Below are 16,016 nucleotides of genomic sequence, written 5' to 3'. Positions count from 1 at the left end.
AGAGATATCATCATGATTTATAGTATGACAGCCTTTGCTCGCCATGAAATTCAAGCCGAGTGGGGGAGTGCCGTTTGGGAAATTCGTTCGGTTAATCAGCGTTATTTAGAAACATTTTTTAGATTACCTGAACAATTTCGCAGTTTAGAAAATAATTTGCGTGAAGTGTTACGTCAGCGTTTATCAAGAGGTAAGGTTGAATGTAGCCTTCGTGTTGAATTAAGTCATAGTAATGTAGGGTTAAATTTAAATCAGGCGTTAGCTTCCCAAGTGATTGACTCTTTACGCTGGATAAAAAGCGAATTAAAAGAGGGTGAAATTAATCCAATTGATGTGTTGCGTTATCCAGGGGTGGTGGATGATCCTAGCGTTGATCTAGATTTGATTAGCCAAGCGATTTTGGCTGGTTTTAATACATTATTAAATGATTTCATTGCCATGCGAGCCAGAGAAGGAGAGAAATTGGCTGAAGCTATTCTTTCTCGTTTGCAAGGTGTGGGGCAGGAAGTCGCCTTTGTTCGTCAAAAAATGCCTGAAGTGTTGCAGTGGCAGCGTGAACGTATTTTACAACGCTTTGAGGAAGTGCAATTACAGTTAGATCCAACACGCTTAGAACAAGAGATGATCTTGTTGGCGCAACGTGTCGATGTTGCAGAAGAATTGGATCGTTTAGAAATGCATATCAAAGAAACCGCTAATATCCTGCAAAAAGGCGGTGTCGTCGGTCGTCGTTTAGATTTTATGATGCAAGAGTTAAATCGAGAATCAAATACGCTTGCTTCTAAATCGATCAATACTGAAATCACTAATTCGGCAGTAACATTAAAAGTGTTAATTGAACAAATGCGGGAGCAGGTACAAAATATTGAATAGTGCTTGATGCACTATTCTTTATAAGCGCATTGCTTCTATAAATTCGGTAAACAAAGCATCATTCACGCGGCGATTGGGATAATACAAGTGATAGCCTTGATAAACCATTCGCCAATCTTGTAACACTTCGATTAATCGCCCACTCTTAATATCATCAATAACATTTTTTTGCATCGTCCAAATTAAACCTTGTCCGCTCAGTGCTGCTTGGTAAAAAATTGCTGTGCTATTAGTGACTAGGCTATCACTTGGTTGTACTTTAATGATCTTATTGAGCTGTTGAGGATCGAGAAATTCCCAAGATAATAAACCGCCATAAGTTGGTAAGCGTAAGGCAATAGTTTGATGAGTGATAAGATCAGCTGGTGTGAGAGGTTTGTTATGTTTAGCAAAGTAACTTGGGCTACCTACGACCGCCATGGATATATCGTCTGAAATTTTAACGGCAATCATATCTTTTGCCACATCTTCACCTAAACGAATGCCAATATCAAAGTGTTCAGCAACAATATCAATAAAACGGATATCTGAAATCAGTTCTAGTTTTACTTCTGGATATTGCTGCATAAATTGCTGCAATTTATGCCACAAACAACGAAAAGCACTTTCTGTACCGTTAATTTTTAATTGTCCACGCAAACTGTTTTGATATTGCCCTAATGCATTGAGCGAATGTTGAATTTCATTCATTAACGGCGTTAAATCATTAGCAAGTCGTTCGCCGGCTGGTGTTAATGAAACGCTACGGGTGTTGCGTTGTAGTAATTTGATATGCAAACGATTTTCCAGATTTTTAATCGCATGGCTAACGGCAGATGGTGAAACGCCTAAATGTGCTGCTGCTTTGGTAAAGCTACACTGTTTTGCTACATATAAAAAGATTTGTAACTCGTTTAAATTTTCCATAATTATTGAATTTAATTCATAAGGTCATTTCATTTTGTCACGTTTATCTGAATAATCAAAATTTCTATAATCATAGGACTCGTTGATATTTAAGCAAGGTCACAATAATTTTAGTTGTGATTAATAGAGAGGTTTATTATGAAGTATGTCAAATTAGGTAATACTGGTGTTGATGTTTCTCGAATTTGTTTGGGTATGATGGGTTTTGGTACACCAGGAAGTGAGAATGGGCTATTTCCTTGGGCGAAGAATTTTGATGAAGGTTTGACTATTTTTAAAAGAGCGATTGAGTTAGGGATCAATTATTTTGATACTGCTAATGTATATCAAAATGGAAGTAGTGAAGAAATTACAGGAAAATTCATCAAACATTTTGCACTTAATCGTGATGAAATTGTAGTTGCTACGAAGGTTCATTTCCCTATGCGAGGAGATCGTCCCAATAGTGGTGGATTATCACGCAAGAATATTTTAAGTGAAATTGATAATAGTCTGAAACGTTTGCAATTAGATTATGTTGATATTTACCAAATTCATCGTTTAGATCCCTTCGTTTCTATGGAAGAAATTATGGAAACGTTAAATGATGTGGTAAAAGCTGGAAAAGCTCGTTATATCGGTGCTTCTACTATTTATGCGTGGCAGCTAGAACGTATGCAGCAAATTGCAATACAGCATGGCTGGCACAAGTTCATTTCTGTTCAACCACAATATAATTTAATTTTTCGTGAGGAAGAAAGAGAATTATTACCTCTTGCTCAAGATCGAAAAATGGCAGTTGTGCCTTGGAGTCCATTGGCGGGAGGATTATGTACTCGTCCTTGGGGAACACAGACAGCAAGAACTAAGATAGATAATGTATCACCAATGGTTTGGGGGAACAGCCAATCATTGGATAAGCCGATTATTGATAATCTCGAAAAAATTGCTGCAAAGCAAGGTCGTAGCATGGCACAAGAGGCATTGGCCTGGATCTTGAGTAAACCGTTTATAACTGCACCTATTGTTGGAGCAACTAGTGTACATCATATTGAAGAAGCTATTGCAGCAGTAGATATAACATTAAGTACGGAAGAAATTAAAGCACTTGAATTACCTTATCAACCACATGTAAAGACGGCGGATTTTTAACATGAAAAAGGTTCTTTTAATCGGAGCAACAGGTTCATTAGGACGTGTTATCGCAAATTACTTGGAGCAAAAACAAGATATTTTGTTATCTGTATTAGCTCGTAGACCGCAATTGTTACCAAATATGGTTAAGGCAAAAATTTTTCATGGTGCAGTGGAGGATCAATCGATACTTTTACAAGCTTTGCAAGGTCAAGATGCAGTAATCTTTTGTTTATCGGGAGATTTGCCAAAATATTTTGCTAAAGTGCGTTATGCGATGCATCAGCAGCAGGTACAACGTATCATTGTGATTAGCTCAATTGGTATTTATGATGAACCAATAAAGCCTATCTTAAAACCTTATCGTCATTTAGCTGATGATGTTGAAAGATCAGGATTGGAATATACCATTATCCGACCTGATTGGTTTACATATGATCATGTCATCGATTATCAAATCACAGAAAAAGGACAGCAAGAACTACCGGGAGCAGTATCTCGTTTAAGTATTGCTGACTATATTTATCATGCATTGTTTGATATACACCAGATTGGTAAAAATATAGGTATTAGTTGTCCTAATTTATCCAATTAATAGTCTTTCGAGTAATACAAATATTTATTGGGTAATGGATGAATCATAAAGATTTAAAGTAAGTAATCTTTTGTAAAACATAAGAAAATTATAATAGGAGGGATTGATGCAAACTTTTTTTTCACAAATGTTTCCGCTAGGAGAAAAGAATGATGCCTACTCACAATATTTTACTGGGCAAAGTTATTTGGCACCGTTAGCGAACGGTGATTGTTCTGCATTTAATGTTACATTTGAACCTGGCTGTCGTAATCATTGGCATATTCATCATGGACAAAATCAGCTATTAATCTGCGTTGCTGGTGAAGGTTGGTACCAAGCGTGGGGAGAAGAAGCTATTCCTCTCAAAGCAGGAGATGTGATTGATATACCAGCAGAATTGAAGCATTGGCATGGTGCTGCTAAAGATAGTTGGTTTGCTCATATTGCTGTGATGGTGCCGAAACAAGGAGCAACTGCTGAATGGTGCGAACCGGTAACTGAAGAGCAATATGAAGCAGTACATATGACATATAGTGAAAAGGCATAAATATTGGGGAATTTATTTTTTGTAAGGAAATAGTCATGACAGAAAAAGTAGTTGTTGTAATAGGATCTGGTGCTATAGCTCAAGCAATTATTCGACGTATTGGTATAGGGAAACATATTTTATTAACTGATATTAATCTTGAACACGCCAAGAATAGTGCGCAAACACTTCAACACGCCGGTTTTAATGTTAGTACCGCATGGATCGATGTTTCTAACAGAGAGTCAGTGCAAAATATCGCTAATCAAGCCGTAGCAATGGGTGATATTGTTGGCGTTATTCACACTGCTGGTTTATCTCCGTCTCAAGCGTCAGCACAAGAGATAATAAAAGTTGATTTGTACGGTGCAGCACTTGTTTTAGAGATCTTTGGGCAAGTTATCTCCCAAAGTGGCGTAGCCTTAGTTATCGGCTCACAATCATCTCACCGATTACCTATTAATGAATTAACACAAGAACAAGCCGATAGCTTAGCAACGTCAACGCCTGAGGAATTATTACAGTTACCTTTAATCCAAAAAATTGATGACAGTTTATATGCTTACCAGATTTCTAAAAAAGGAAATGCCTTACGTTGTCAATACGAAGCGGTGCGTTTCGCCCAAAGAAAAGCTAGAGTAAATTGTATCAGTGCAGGAATTATTATGACTCCATTGGCTTATGATGAACTCAATAGCCCTGAGCGAGGAGCATTCTATCGTCAGATGTTAGCAAAATCTCCTGCTGGAAGGGCTGGTACACCAGATGAAATAGCAGCATTAGCCGACCTTCTTTTTAGTGATGCAGGAACTTATTTTTCGGGCAGCGATATCCTTATGGATGGTGGGGCTACCGCTATGTTTAAATATGGCGGTGTATAGTTGTTTTGTTTAGGAGAATTTTAGTAATAAGTTCAATATCTTACTATTTACTTGTATTGTTGCGATAAGGCTTAACTAAGAGGTAATTACTGAATGGCATGAATCGGTGAGTGATGAACAATATTATGCAGTGGATCATCAAAAGAGCTGAAATAGTTTATAGTAATAGCGGTATTAAGAGGATAAATATAGGAGAAGTAGGTTGGTAAAACTAAGTGTACTCTGGTTTTTGAAATGGATATTAATTATTGGCGTGATACTTTTTGCGAGCGTACAAGCCTTTCTATCTTTCGCACCGGTATTTGGTGGCGATCCAGATGCTGAAAGTGACGCTAAGATTGCCCGTTCTCCTCATTTTAAAAATGGTATCTTTGTCAATTTAGAACCAACAGCATTAGGCATACAAAGTGTTCCTGGTGAATCAAAACGGACGATTTGGGCTTGGTTATCTTCGGTAGTGTTTCCGCCTGCAGGGAAAGTACCAAGTGAGCCATTACCGAGTATGCCGTTAGATCAACAAAAAATGACTGCTGATATTGCTAATGATGTTGTGGTTACTTGGTTGGGGCATTCCAATATATTGCTGCACATAAACGGAAAAACCTTAATTACCGATCCAGTTTTTTATCGTGCTTCACCTATTTTTCTTGGTGGTAAGCCTTTTCCTGTTCAATATCCACCAAAAACTGCTGATCTGCCAATGATTGATGCAGTGATTTTATCTCATGATCATTACGACCATTTGGATTATCAGGCGATTAAAGAGATAGCTAATAAAGTGAAACATTTTTATGTGCCACTTGGCGTTGCAGCGCATTTGCAACGTTGGGGCATAGAGAAATCTCGCATTACAGAATTAGATTGGTATGAGAGCGCAGCTTTAGATGATATCAATTTAATCTTTACCCCAAACCGTCATTTTAGTGGGCGAAAATGGGGGAAAGAAACTAAAACGTTATGGGGAAGTTGGGTTATTCAAACACCAACACATAAACTCTTTTTTAGTGGTGATGGCGGTTATGGTAAGCATTTTGCGCAAATTGGCGAACAGTATGGACCATTTGATTTAGCGATGGTTGAAAATGGAGCTTATGATGCAGCTTGGGCAATGATTCATATGACGCCAGAACAATCTTATCAAGCCGCAATCGATCTACATGCAAAAGCAGTGATGCCGATTCATTGGGCGAAATATGATTTAGCTTTTCATCCATGGAAAGAACCAATTGAGCGTTACTTAACGGCAGCAAAAGAGGCACCTTTTCTTATTGTGACACCTAAAATAGGTGAAACTTACCGCCTTAGTGAAGCAGAAAATTTCCAAGAAAAATGGTGGCGAATGGTGAAATAGTTTTTTAATGTAACAAAAATTTTTAACTTATTGATTTTTAAAGAATGAAGTTCACTTTTTGAAGTGTTACTTCATTTTTTTTTAGAAAGTAAGGTGATCACTATCACAATTCTTATAATCTTTATTTTACTTATAACATATCCCTTTCTATACTAGATTCGGTTGGCAAAAATTAACCCATCCTTAGTATTAAATTTTTCTGTAAGGATTTCATTATGAGTACTCTCGCTTATTTACAAAAAATCGGTCGGGCATTGATGGTGCCTGTTGCTGCATTACCGGCAGCCGCAATCCTCATGGGATTCGGTTATTGGATTGACCCAGATGGTTGGGGTAGCAATAGCGCCTTAGCTTCGTTACTGATTAAATCTGGTGCTGCGATTATTGACAATATGTCATTACTCTTTGCTGTGGGTGTGGCGTTTGGTTTATCTAAAGACAAACATGGTTCAGCAGCGTTATCTGGCTTGGTTGGTTATTTAGTGGTAACAACTTTACTTTCTCCAGGCGCAGTTTCGCAATTACAAGGCATTCCGCTTGATCAAGTGCCGGCTGCATTTGGCAAAATTAATAACCAATTTATCGGTATTTTAGTCGGTATTATTTCTGCTGAGCTTTACAACCGATTCTCACAAGTTGAACTACATCAAGCATTAGCGTTCTTTAGTGGTAAACGTTTGGTGCCAATCATTGTTTCTTTTGTGATGATTTTAGTGTCATTCGTATTGCTTTATGTATGGCCGGTTATCTTCAACGGACTTGTTAGCTTCGGTGAATCTATTCAAGGGTTAGGGGCAGTTGGTGCAGGTATTTACGCCTTCTTTAACCGCTTATTGATTCCTGTTGGCTTACACCATGCGTTGAATTCCGTATTCTGGTTTGATGTTGCTGGTATTAATGATATTCCTAACTTCTTAGGTGGTGCGAAATCTTTAGCAGAAGGTAAAGCAATTCTTGGTCAAACAGGTATGTACCAAGCTGGTTTCTTCCCAATTATGATGTTTGGTTTACCAGCAGCGGCATTAGCTATTTATCATAGTGCGAAACCAGCGAAAAAAGCATTGGTTGGTTCTATTATGTTTGCGGCGGCATTATCTTCATTCTTTACTGGAGTAACCGAACCGCTTGAATTCTCATTTATGTTTGTAGCGCCAGTGCTTTATTTAATTCATGCGTTATTAACAGGGATTTCAGTATTCTTCGCAGCGACAATGCATTGGATTGCAGGTTTCGGTTTCAGTGCTGGTTTAGTGGACTTAGTATTATCTTCTCGTAACCCATTAGCAACACAATGGTATATGTTGATTGTACAAGGTGTGGTATTTGCAGGAATTTACTATGTATTGTTCCGCGCAGTAATCAAAGCGTTTGATTTAAAAACACCGGGACGTGATGATGAAAAAGATGATAGTGTGAGCACAAAAAATAGTGCAGCACCAGAAGTTAGTGCAGAAGCTAAAAGAGAACGTGCGAAAAACTTTATTGCTGCACTTGGTGGTAAAGAGAATATTAAAGAAATTGATGCTTGTATTACACGTTTACGCTTGATTTTAGTAGATCGTAATAAGATTAATGAAGCTCAATTAAAAGCCTTAGGTTCTAAAGGCAATATCAAATTGGGTGATAATGCGTTACAAGTGATTCTTGGACCAGAAGCAGAACTTGTCGCAGATGAAATGAAGAAACTCTAATTCTCTCTTAATATGTTGAGTAATCACCTTATTGGCAGCTACCAATAAGGTGATTTTTTATATATATGTATTTTGGATTATAGGAATAGCAGGTATGAATCGTCCATTAAAGAAAATAGATAAACGTTATAAGGATGAGAGTTCTTCAAATCCTGATTCAGATTTAGGTGAAACTTGCTGGGTTCTTAGTCATGTATGCTGTGTGTTTTTACTGATATTGTTTCTATTGGCTACTTATGATTGGATCCTTGCGGAAGTTACTACCCCAATACGTTGCGCTATCGCTGGAGATACAACTAAAGTGTTGATGTCGGTGGAAGAGTGGCAAAAACAACGGGGAATTGAACAATTAAAACCAATAAAAGATGAGGAAGAATATTCTAGTTTATTTAAGTCAGGTTATCAATTAACAGATCTTGAAAAACAAACAATTCCTCAAGTGATAAAGTTTAATAATCGTACCTATAAATTTAGGAGAATAAATCTAACCTCTAGCATAGCTTTTTATACAAGTGAAGAAAATTACTTGGATACTTGGATTACTTATTATTGGTTAATTTATGATACAAAGTTACAGAGGGTGCTTTTAAGTGCTAAAGATATAAGAGGATCTTATAAAATTTTATATGGAGAGCGAGCTAGTATAAGATGCGATATAAGTAATGTACATAAGTTAAATCTAATGTCTTATCAATATAACTTTTAAATAGTTAGATAAGTAGAGGAATGTAAAATGAATGAAGTGCAAAAACAACGAGATAATGCATTAATGAGTGCAGTAGCATATACTGATTTTTTTGATAAGAATAGTCTTTAAGATACCAGGATTTTTATTGGCTTAATGTGCAAAAAATCCCACATTTTTATCCATTAAGCCAAGTTTTAGATTAAAGCGCCAAACGTAAAATTTCTTCAGCTGCTTTTATATCAATATTTTTATGTTCGCCAAGATTATCCGGTCGATGTTCCGCTAATTTCTTCAATACTGTTGGGAATTGACTGTCATCAATACCATAAGCAGAAAGACGAGTTGGCGTACCCATTTGCTCAAAGAAAGCACGTGTTTTCTCAATCGCAATCTTGATACCTTCCGCTTCGTCATTACCTTGATAACACCAAACACGTTGAGCAAATTGGATTAATTTAGCTTTTTTGTTTTCACGTTGATGCCACATAATTGCTGGCACAACAATAGCTAATGTTTGACCATGATCTAAACCATATTGTGCTGTTAATTCGTGACCAATTGCATGAGAAGCCCAATCTTGTGGTACACCAACGCCTAAAATACCGTTTAGAGCCATTGTTGCAGCCCACATAATATTCGCTCTAACATCATAATTTTCTGGTTCAGCTAATGCTTTAGGACCTTCTTCAATTAAAGTAGCAAATACCCCTTCAGCAAAACGATCCTGGATTTTTGCATTAACTGGATAGGTCATATATTGCTCAAAAGTATGTACAAACGCATCAACTACCCCATTAGCAGTTTGTTTAGGCGGTAAGGAATAAGTGGTGGTTGGATCTAACACAGAAAATTGAGGCTTCACATATACTGAAAATAAACCCAATTTATCTTGGGTTGCTTTACGACTTACTACGGCATTCCCATTCATTTCTGAACCCGTTGCTGGCAATGTTAATACTACGCCAATTGGTAAGGCTTGAGTAATCACTTGTCCATGACTTTTCACAATTTCCCACTCATCACCTTGATGATGAATTGCTGCCGCAATAAATTTCGTACCATCTAACACTGAACCGCCGCCAACAGCTAATAAAAAGGTGATCTTTTCTTGACGTGCTAATTGTACTGCTTTCATTAAAGTATCGAATTGTGGATTAGGTTCGATACCTGAAAATTCGATAACTTCAAAATCACTTAATGCCTGTTTTACTTGATCATAGACGCCGTTTTTCTTAATGCTACCACCGCCATAAGTCATCAATATTTTTGCACCAGTAGGAATTTGTTGTTTAATTGCGGCGATTTGTCCTGCGCCAAATAAGACTTTTGTCGGTAGATGCAACATAAAATTGTTCATAATCACTCCTTTTAAATCACAATTATTTAAATAAAAAATGCTTTCCCATCAATAGGAAAGCATTAGTGCCATTAGCAATTAAACATTATTTTCTAACTGCAATGGCTTCGATTTCAATACCAACATCTTTTGGTAATCTTGCTACTTCAACGCAAGAACGAGCAGGGAAATTCGGATGGTTATTTTCTGTGAAAAAACGTTCGTATTCTGCGTTTACGGTAGCAAATTGATTTAAATCTTTCACAAAAACAGTCGTTTTAACAATATCAGCCACTTTCAGACCGGCTTGTTCAACAATGGCTTTGATATTTTCTAATGATTGTCTTGCTTGAGCAACAATGTCAGTTGGAATTTCTCCTGTTGCTGGATTCACTGGAATTTGTCCAGAAGTAAGAACAATATTGCCAAGATTAACAGCTTGTACATAAGGCCCGATAGCGGCAGGTGCTTTCTCTGTATGAATAACTTTTGTCATAATGACTCCTTATAAATGAATTAATGTGATTAAGCTAAAGTGGCGACCATAACAGCTTTAATAGTGTGCATACGATTTTCAGCTTCGTCAAATACGATAGAGGCTGATGATTCAAAAACTTCGTCTGTAACTTCTAAACCTTTTAAGCCATATTTCGCCGCAATTTCTTTACCGATAGTAGTGTTCTCATCGTGGAAAGATGGTAAACAGTGCATAAATTTTACTTCTGGATTGCAGGTTAATGCCATTAATTCTGCATTTACTTGATATGGTTTCATTAATTCGATGCGTTCTGCCCAAGCACTTTCAGGCTCACCCATAGATACCCAAATATCTGTATAAATAAAATCAACATCTTTTACGCCAGCAGCAACGTCCTCGGTACAGGTTATTTTTGCACCAGTTTGTTTAGCAATGTCTGCCACTTCGTCTAATAATTTTTGTTCTGGAAAAAATTGTTTTGGTGCAACAAGGCGTAAATCTAATCCCATTAATGCAGCGCCTTCAACGAATGAGTTACCCATATTATTGCGGGCATCACCGAGATAAGCGAGTTTCATTTGATCTAAACGTTTACCTTTGCCATGTTCTAACATTGTGAGAAAATCTGCCAGAATTTGTGTTGGGTGAAATTCATCTGTTAAACCATTCCAAACAGGAACACCAGAATATTGCGCCAATGTTTCGACTAACTCTTGCCCATAACCGCGATATTGAATAGCGTCATACATTCTACCTAAAACACGAGCAGTATCTTTCATACTCTCTTTGTGTCCAATTTGTGAACCGCTTGGCCCAATATAAGAAACATTAGCGCCTTGATCGAAAGCACCAACTTCAAAAGCACAGCGTGTACGAGTTGAAGTTTTTTCAAAGATTAGAGCGATATTTTTCCCTTTCAAACGAGGTTGTTCGGTACCAGTATATTTTGCTTTTTTTAATTCAGCTGATAAATCCAATAAGAATTGAATTTCTTGTGGGGTAAAATCTAATAAGCGCAAAAAGTGGCGTTGACGTAGATTAACTGGCATAAATACTCCCTATGTTGTGTTTAAGATTGTTGTAATTTCTTTAATTGATAAAGTTCCGCTAATGCTTGTTTTGGCGTTAATTCATCAGGATCTAAACTCGCAAGATACTGTACAAGCGCTTGGGTACGTTCATCAACAACAGGTTCAGCAGCAAAATCTAATTCAGTTTGTAAATTAGATTGCGTATTGTGTTTAGATAAGGTTTCTAATTGTTTTAGTTTGTTTTTGGCTAATTGGATTACTGGGCGAGGCACGCCAGCTAGTTGTGCCACTGCTAAGCCATAACTTTTGCTTGCTGCACCGTCTTGAACTGAATGCATAAATGCAATCGTATCACCATGTTCTTTTGCGTCAAGGTGAATGTTCATACATCCGCTTAATTGATCAGGCAGTGCGGTAAGCTCAAAATAGTGAGTTGCAAACAAGGTGAGTGAACGTAACTCTGTTGCTAACCATTCAGCACAAGCCCAGGCTAAAGATAATCCATCGTAGGTTGAGGTTCCTCGCCCAATTTCATCAATTAACACTAAACTATGATTTGTAGCTTGGTGCAAAATATTTGCCATTTCACTCATTTCCACCATAAAAGTAGAACGTCCAGAAGCGAGATCATCCGAAGCGCCAATACGAGTGAAAATACGATCGAGCGGACCAATCATTGCTGATTCAGCAGGAACGAAACTGCCTATATAAGCCATTAATGCAATCAATGCTGTTTGACGCATATAGGTACTTTTCCCACCCATATTAGGGCCAGTAATAATTAATAAATGGCGTTGTTGATTAAGTTGTAATGGGTTGGAAATAAAAGGTTGTTGTAAAACAGTTTCAACCACAGGATGGCGGCCACCTTCAATCTTAATTTCAATTTGTTTGCTGAATGTTGGCGCGACATAATTTAAGGTTTCGGCACGTTCGGCTAAGTTAGCCAAGATATCTAATTCCGCTAACGCCAAACTGGTCAATTGTAGATCAGCAAGATGTGGTAACACTAAATCGAACAGTTCTTCATAAAGTTGTTTTTCTAAAGCTAACGCTGCACCTTGTGCTTTTAAGACTTTATCTTCATGATTTTTTAATTCAGGAATAATAAAACGTTCGGCATTTTTTAGGGTTTGACGGCGCACATAATGTGCAGGTGCTTTTTCTGCTTGCCCTCGACTAATTTGGATATAGTAGCCATGTACTGCGTTAAAGCCAATTTTTAGTGAATCAATACCGGTAGTTTGACGTTCTCTTATTTCTAAATTTTCTAAAAATTGAGTAGCACCGCTGGCTAAATCTCGCCATTCGTCTAATTCAGCGTTATATCCGGGAGCAATGACGCCGCCATCACGAATGAGTAATGGTGGTGTGTCTATAATCGCTTTGCTTAATAATTGGTATAACTCGGTAAAATCTTTAATTTGTCCTAATAATGTATCGAATTGACCGTCATTATGTTGTTGTAACAAAGAAAGAATATCCGGGATTTGTCCTAAACCATGGCGTAGGCGTGTCAGATCTCGAGGTCTAGCAGAACGTAAGGCAACACGTGCTAAAATCCGTTCCATATCGCCAATTTGTTGTAAGAAAGGTTTTAATGCTGAATATAGATCAGTATTAAGTAATTGTTTTACCGCATTTTGTCGTTTCAGTAACTTTTCACATTGGCGCAATGGTTGATGAATCCAACGTTTTAATAGACGGCTTCCCATTGGTGTGTTGCAGTAATCCAACACAGCGGCAAGCGTATTTTCCGTACCACCAGCTAGATTTTGCGTTAGTTCTAAATTGCGACGTGAGGCGACGTCAATAATAATAAAATCGCTTTCTTGCGCTAAGCTAATAGCATTAATATGTGGTAAAGCTGTTCTTTGTGTTTCTTTTGCATATTGCAATAAGCAACCTGCCGCACATAGCGCAACAATGGCTTTTTCAACACCAAACCCTTTGAGATCTTGTGTGCCAAACTGTTTGTTTAATAATTTTATCGCAGTGACTAGTTCAAATTCCCAAATCGGACGACGGCGTAAGCCTTTATGGTGTTCAAGCAGTGACATCGCAGCGAAATTTTCAGGATATAAAATTTCAACCGGCATAATACGTTGTAATTCCGCTGTTACACTGGCTTCATTGGTATGTTCACTGATTTGAAAACGACCTGAACTCATATCAAGGGTAGCTAAACCAAACAATTTCTTTTCTTGATAGATACAAGCGATTAAGTTGTCTTGGCGCTCAGGAAGTAGCGCTTCATCACTGATTGTTCCCGGGGTTACAATGCGGACGATTTGTCGTTCAACAGGGCCTTTCGTCGTAGCTGGATCGCCAATTTGCTCACAAATTGCGACAGATTCACCTAATTGCACTAATTTAGCTAGATAACCTTCAACAGCATGATAAGGTACGCCCGCCATCGGAATAGGTTCACCAACAGATCTTCCTCGTTTAGTGAGGGTAATATCTAATAATTCAGATGCACGTTTAGCATCTTCAAAAAAGAGTTCATAAAAATCCCCCATACGATAAAACAGTAAAATATCAGGATATTCTGCTTTTAGTTGTAGATATTGCTGCATCATTGGGGTGTAAGAAGAAAGGTCACTGTCTAACGTCATCATAATTTATCCTTGCTTGATTGCGGTTGATAGTATAAAAGATGACGGCGTAAAGCGAAAGTTAACAAATTTCTGTTGCTGTAAATTGGTAATAAATTTTGAAAAAGATCGAGATTTGGAAGTAAGATCGCATTTTCGAGAAGTAGCAAAATAAAGTGCTTGATACTGTATAATTATACAGTATAATACACGACAGTAAATTTCCCTTTAAATAATGACAAAGGCAATAAAAATGAAAGATTTTGGTATGAATGAACAAAAAGAAAAAGCACTTGCGGCAGCATTAGGTCAAATTGAAAAACAATTTGGTAAAGGATCTATTATGCGTCTTGGTGACACTCAAACCCTAGATGTGGAAGCAATTTCAACTGGTTCATTAGGGCTAGATGTTGCATTAGGAATTGGCGGTTTACCAATGGGACGTATCGTTGAGATTTTTGGACCTGAATCTTCCGGTAAAACAACATTAACATTATCTGTTATTGCTCAAGCACAAAAAGAGGGTAAAACTTGTGCATTTATCGATGCAGAACATGCATTAGATCCTATCTACGCTTCTAAATTAGGGGTTGATGTACAATCGTTGCTTGTGTCGCAACCTGACCATGGTGAGCAAGCATTAGAAATTTGTGATGCGTTAGTACGTTCTGGTGCAGTTGATGTGATTATTATTGACTCAGTAGCGGCATTAACACCAAAAGCGGAAATTGAAGGCGATATGGGAGATTCTCATATGGGCTTGCAAGCACGTTTGATGTCACAAGCATTACGTAAATTAACCGGACATATTAAAGCAGCAAATTGCTTAGTAGTCTTTATTAACCAAATTCGTATGAAAATTGGTGTGATGTTTGGTAACCCTGAAACCACAACAGGCGGTAACGCATTAAAATTCTATGCGTCTGTGCGTTTAGATATTCGTCGTACTGGTTCAATTACTGATGGCGATGAAGTTATTGGTAGTGAAACTCGTGTTAAAGTAGTGAAAAATAAAGTAGCAGCGCCGTTTAGACAAGCTGAATTCCAAATTCTCTATGGTGAAGGAATTTCTAAAACAGGTGAGTTAATTGAATTAGGCGTGAAACATAAATTAGTGAACAAATCCGGTGCATGGTATTCAATTGATGATGAGAAAATTGGTCAAGGACGTACTAATGCAATGAAATGGTTGGCAGAACATCCGGAAGTTGCTAATGAATTAGAACGCAAATTGCGTGAGGAATTATTATCTAATCCAGATCAATTGTTAGTTGCTGATGAAGCTGATTCACAAGATGATGATGCGTTAGATTTTAGTGAATAATTCTAAATTCAATGTTAGATAGTTTTGTATTGCTTGCCAAAGAACTAGCAAATTAATTATATCAATATCATCTTCTCTGCCGTTGATGGCAGAGAAGATTAATAGAAATCAAATTAGCTAATCTCTTATTTCTCAATAATATGAATGATAATCTTGCTCTTGCTTATGTACTAAAGTTATTGGCTATTCGTGATTACAGTGAATATGAGTTGCGCTGTAAAATGCAGGCAAAAAACTTTTCTGCACAAGAAATTGAAGAGGTAATTGCGAAATGCCAAGCGCGTAATTGGCAAAGCGATTTACGTTTTTGTGAACATTTTTTGTTGTCACGTGTGCAAAAAGGCTATGGCTTGCAACGAATTAAGCAAGAAATGCAACAAAAAGGTATCCAAAATGAGATTTTGCAGCATGTATTAGCGCAAAATGAAATTGATTGGTTTGCATTAGCTAAACAAGTTCTGTGTAAAAAATATCCTAACTATGCCGAAGAAAAAGAATTAAAGACAAAACAAAAAATGTGGCGTTATCTTTATTCGCGGGGTTTTGCACAAGAGGAAATTTCGGCTCTTTTTAAAGAGTCAGACTGCTGACAAACCTAAATTTTGTCAAAAATTTCTATAAAATCGTTTTGGGTTCCCTCTCAC

The 16,016-nt window shown here is 37.4% G+C and carries 15 protein-coding genes; 10 read left to right on the top strand and 5 right to left on the bottom strand.

Annotation, left to right across the window (positions count from 1 at the left end):
* Nucleotides 1–12: 12 nt before the first annotated feature.
* Nucleotides 13–873, top strand: a complete 861-nt coding sequence (locus QS62_RS08485) for a YicC/YloC family endoribonuclease (protein WP_066108778.1) — start codon at nucleotides 13–15, stop codon at nucleotides 871–873.
* 18 nt (nucleotides 874–891) lie between these two features.
* Here QS62_RS08485 and QS62_RS08480 read toward each other — a convergent pair whose 3' ends face one another.
* Entirely contained in the window at nucleotides 892–1,779 is an 888-nt protein-coding gene (locus tag QS62_RS08480; RefSeq protein WP_330997996.1) for a LysR substrate-binding domain-containing protein, read from the bottom strand.
* A gap of 138 nt (nucleotides 1,780–1,917) precedes the next feature.
* Between QS62_RS08480 and QS62_RS08475 the strand changes: the two genes are divergently transcribed.
* The 7 genes from QS62_RS08475 to QS62_RS08445 all read left to right on the top strand — a co-directional run bounded on the left by QS62_RS08475 (nucleotide 1,918) and on the right by QS62_RS08445 (nucleotide 8,624).
* On the top strand, nucleotides 1,918–2,910 hold the full coding sequence (locus QS62_RS08475) for an aldo/keto reductase (protein WP_066108771.1): 993 nt from the start codon (nucleotides 1,918–1,920) through the stop codon (nucleotides 2,908–2,910).
* A 1-nt stretch (nucleotide 2,911) separates the two neighbouring features.
* Nucleotides 2,912–3,487, top strand: a complete 576-nt coding sequence (locus tag QS62_RS08470; RefSeq protein ID WP_066108768.1) for an NAD(P)-binding oxidoreductase — start codon at nucleotides 2,912–2,914, stop codon at nucleotides 3,485–3,487.
* Nucleotides 3,488–3,593: 106 nt separating this feature from the next.
* Nucleotides 3,594–4,016 carry a cupin domain-containing protein gene (locus QS62_RS08465; RefSeq protein ID WP_066108766.1) on the top strand — a complete coding sequence of 141 codons (423 nt, stop codon included), beginning with the start codon at nucleotides 3,594–3,596 and terminating at the stop codon, nucleotides 4,014–4,016.
* A 35-nt stretch (nucleotides 4,017–4,051) separates the two neighbouring features.
* Nucleotides 4,052–4,876, top strand: coding sequence for an SDR family oxidoreductase (locus QS62_RS08460; RefSeq protein ID WP_066108764.1), 825 nt, complete (start codon nucleotides 4,052–4,054; stop codon nucleotides 4,874–4,876).
* Between the two features lie 202 nt (nucleotides 4,877–5,078).
* On the top strand, nucleotides 5,079–6,227 hold the full coding sequence (locus QS62_RS08455) for an MBL fold metallo-hydrolase (protein ID WP_066108761.1): 1,149 nt from the start codon (nucleotides 5,079–5,081) through the stop codon (nucleotides 6,225–6,227).
* Between the two features lie 215 nt (nucleotides 6,228–6,442).
* Nucleotides 6,443–7,918 carry an N-acetylglucosamine-specific PTS transporter subunit IIBC gene (nagE, locus tag QS62_RS08450; RefSeq protein ID WP_066108758.1) on the top strand — a complete coding sequence of 492 codons (1,476 nt, stop codon included), beginning with the start codon at nucleotides 6,443–6,445 and terminating at the stop codon, nucleotides 7,916–7,918.
* A 94-nt stretch (nucleotides 7,919–8,012) separates the two neighbouring features.
* Nucleotides 8,013–8,624 carry a hypothetical protein gene (locus QS62_RS08445; RefSeq protein WP_066108755.1) on the top strand — a complete coding sequence of 204 codons (612 nt, stop codon included), beginning with the start codon at nucleotides 8,013–8,015 and terminating at the stop codon, nucleotides 8,622–8,624.
* Between the two features lie 181 nt (nucleotides 8,625–8,805).
* On the opposite strand, the gene QS62_RS08440 is transcribed toward QS62_RS08445, so the two are convergent.
* From QS62_RS08440 to mutS, 4 genes are all read right to left on the bottom strand, one after another.
* Complete coding sequence (locus QS62_RS08440) at nucleotides 8,806–9,963, bottom strand: iron-containing alcohol dehydrogenase (protein WP_066108753.1); 1,158 nt, start codon at nucleotides 9,961–9,963, stop codon at nucleotides 8,806–8,808.
* Between the two features lie 85 nt (nucleotides 9,964–10,048).
* Nucleotides 10,049–10,438, bottom strand: coding sequence for a RidA family protein (locus QS62_RS08435; RefSeq protein ID WP_066108750.1), 390 nt, complete (start codon nucleotides 10,436–10,438; stop codon nucleotides 10,049–10,051).
* Between the two features lie 29 nt (nucleotides 10,439–10,467).
* On the bottom strand, nucleotides 10,468–11,469 hold the full coding sequence (gene argF / locus QS62_RS08430) for an ornithine carbamoyltransferase (protein WP_066108747.1): 1,002 nt from the start codon (nucleotides 11,467–11,469) through the stop codon (nucleotides 10,468–10,470).
* A 20-nt stretch (nucleotides 11,470–11,489) separates the two neighbouring features.
* Nucleotides 11,490–14,069 carry a DNA mismatch repair protein MutS gene (gene mutS / locus QS62_RS08425; RefSeq protein WP_066108852.1) on the bottom strand — a complete coding sequence of 860 codons (2,580 nt, stop codon included), beginning with the start codon at nucleotides 14,067–14,069 and terminating at the stop codon, nucleotides 11,490–11,492.
* Nucleotides 14,070–14,316: 247 nt separating this feature from the next.
* Here mutS and recA point away from each other — a divergent pair, with 247 nt between their 5' ends.
* Nucleotides 14,317–15,372, top strand: coding sequence for a recombinase RecA (recA, locus tag QS62_RS08420; RefSeq protein WP_066108849.1), 1,056 nt, complete (start codon nucleotides 14,317–14,319; stop codon nucleotides 15,370–15,372).
* Nucleotides 15,373–15,512: 140 nt separating this feature from the next.
* Nucleotides 15,513–15,962 carry a recombination regulator RecX gene (gene recX, locus QS62_RS08415; protein ID WP_066108744.1) on the top strand — a complete coding sequence of 150 codons (450 nt, stop codon included), beginning with the start codon at nucleotides 15,513–15,515 and terminating at the stop codon, nucleotides 15,960–15,962.
* The last annotated feature ends 54 nt before the right edge of the window (nucleotides 15,963–16,016 follow it).

Origin of the sequence: Gallibacterium salpingitidis (assembly GCF_001678495.1) — a bacterium.
Taxonomy (GTDB): Bacteria; Pseudomonadota; Gammaproteobacteria; order Enterobacterales; family Pasteurellaceae; genus Gallibacterium; species Gallibacterium salpingitidis.
The sequence above is the reverse complement of the archived record's forward strand: the minus strand, read 5'-3'. Positions and strand labels throughout refer to the sequence as shown.

What these genes read in the sequence shown, in the direction of transcription:
- mutS (WP_066108852.1), bottom strand. Translation starts at nt 14,069, where the DNA reads ATGACGTTAGACAGTGACCTTTCTTCTTACACCCCAATGATGCAGCAA.
- QS62_RS08465 (WP_066108766.1), top strand. Translation starts at nt 3,594, where the DNA reads ATGCAAACTTTTTTTTCACAAATGTTTCCGCTAGGAGAAAAGAATGAT.
- QS62_RS08475 (WP_066108771.1), top strand. Translation starts at nt 1,918, where the DNA reads ATGAAGTATGTCAAATTAGGTAATACTGGTGTTGATGTTTCTCGAATT.
- QS62_RS08480 (WP_330997996.1), bottom strand. Translation starts at nt 1,779, where the DNA reads ATGGAAAATTTAAACGAGTTACAAATCTTTTTATATGTAGCAAAACAG.
- recX (WP_066108744.1), top strand. Translation starts at nt 15,513, where the DNA reads ATGAATGATAATCTTGCTCTTGCTTATGTACTAAAGTTATTGGCTATT.
- QS62_RS08445 (WP_066108755.1), top strand. Translation starts at nt 8,013, where the DNA reads ATGAATCGTCCATTAAAGAAAATAGATAAACGTTATAAGGATGAGAGT.
- QS62_RS08440 (WP_066108753.1), bottom strand. Translation starts at nt 9,963, where the DNA reads ATGAACAATTTTATGTTGCATCTACCGACAAAAGTCTTATTTGGCGCA.
- recA (WP_066108849.1), top strand. Translation starts at nt 14,317, where the DNA reads ATGAATGAACAAAAAGAAAAAGCACTTGCGGCAGCATTAGGTCAAATT.
- QS62_RS08460 (WP_066108764.1), top strand. Translation starts at nt 4,052, where the DNA reads ATGACAGAAAAAGTAGTTGTTGTAATAGGATCTGGTGCTATAGCTCAA.
- QS62_RS08435 (WP_066108750.1), bottom strand. Translation starts at nt 10,438, where the DNA reads ATGACAAAAGTTATTCATACAGAGAAAGCACCTGCCGCTATCGGGCCT.
- argF (WP_066108747.1), bottom strand. Translation starts at nt 11,469, where the DNA reads ATGCCAGTTAATCTACGTCAACGCCACTTTTTGCGCTTATTAGATTTT.
- nagE (WP_066108758.1), top strand. Translation starts at nt 6,443, where the DNA reads ATGAGTACTCTCGCTTATTTACAAAAAATCGGTCGGGCATTGATGGTG.
- QS62_RS08470 (WP_066108768.1), top strand. Translation starts at nt 2,912, where the DNA reads ATGAAAAAGGTTCTTTTAATCGGAGCAACAGGTTCATTAGGACGTGTT.
- QS62_RS08485 (WP_066108778.1), top strand. Translation starts at nt 13, where the DNA reads ATGATTTATAGTATGACAGCCTTTGCTCGCCATGAAATTCAAGCCGAG.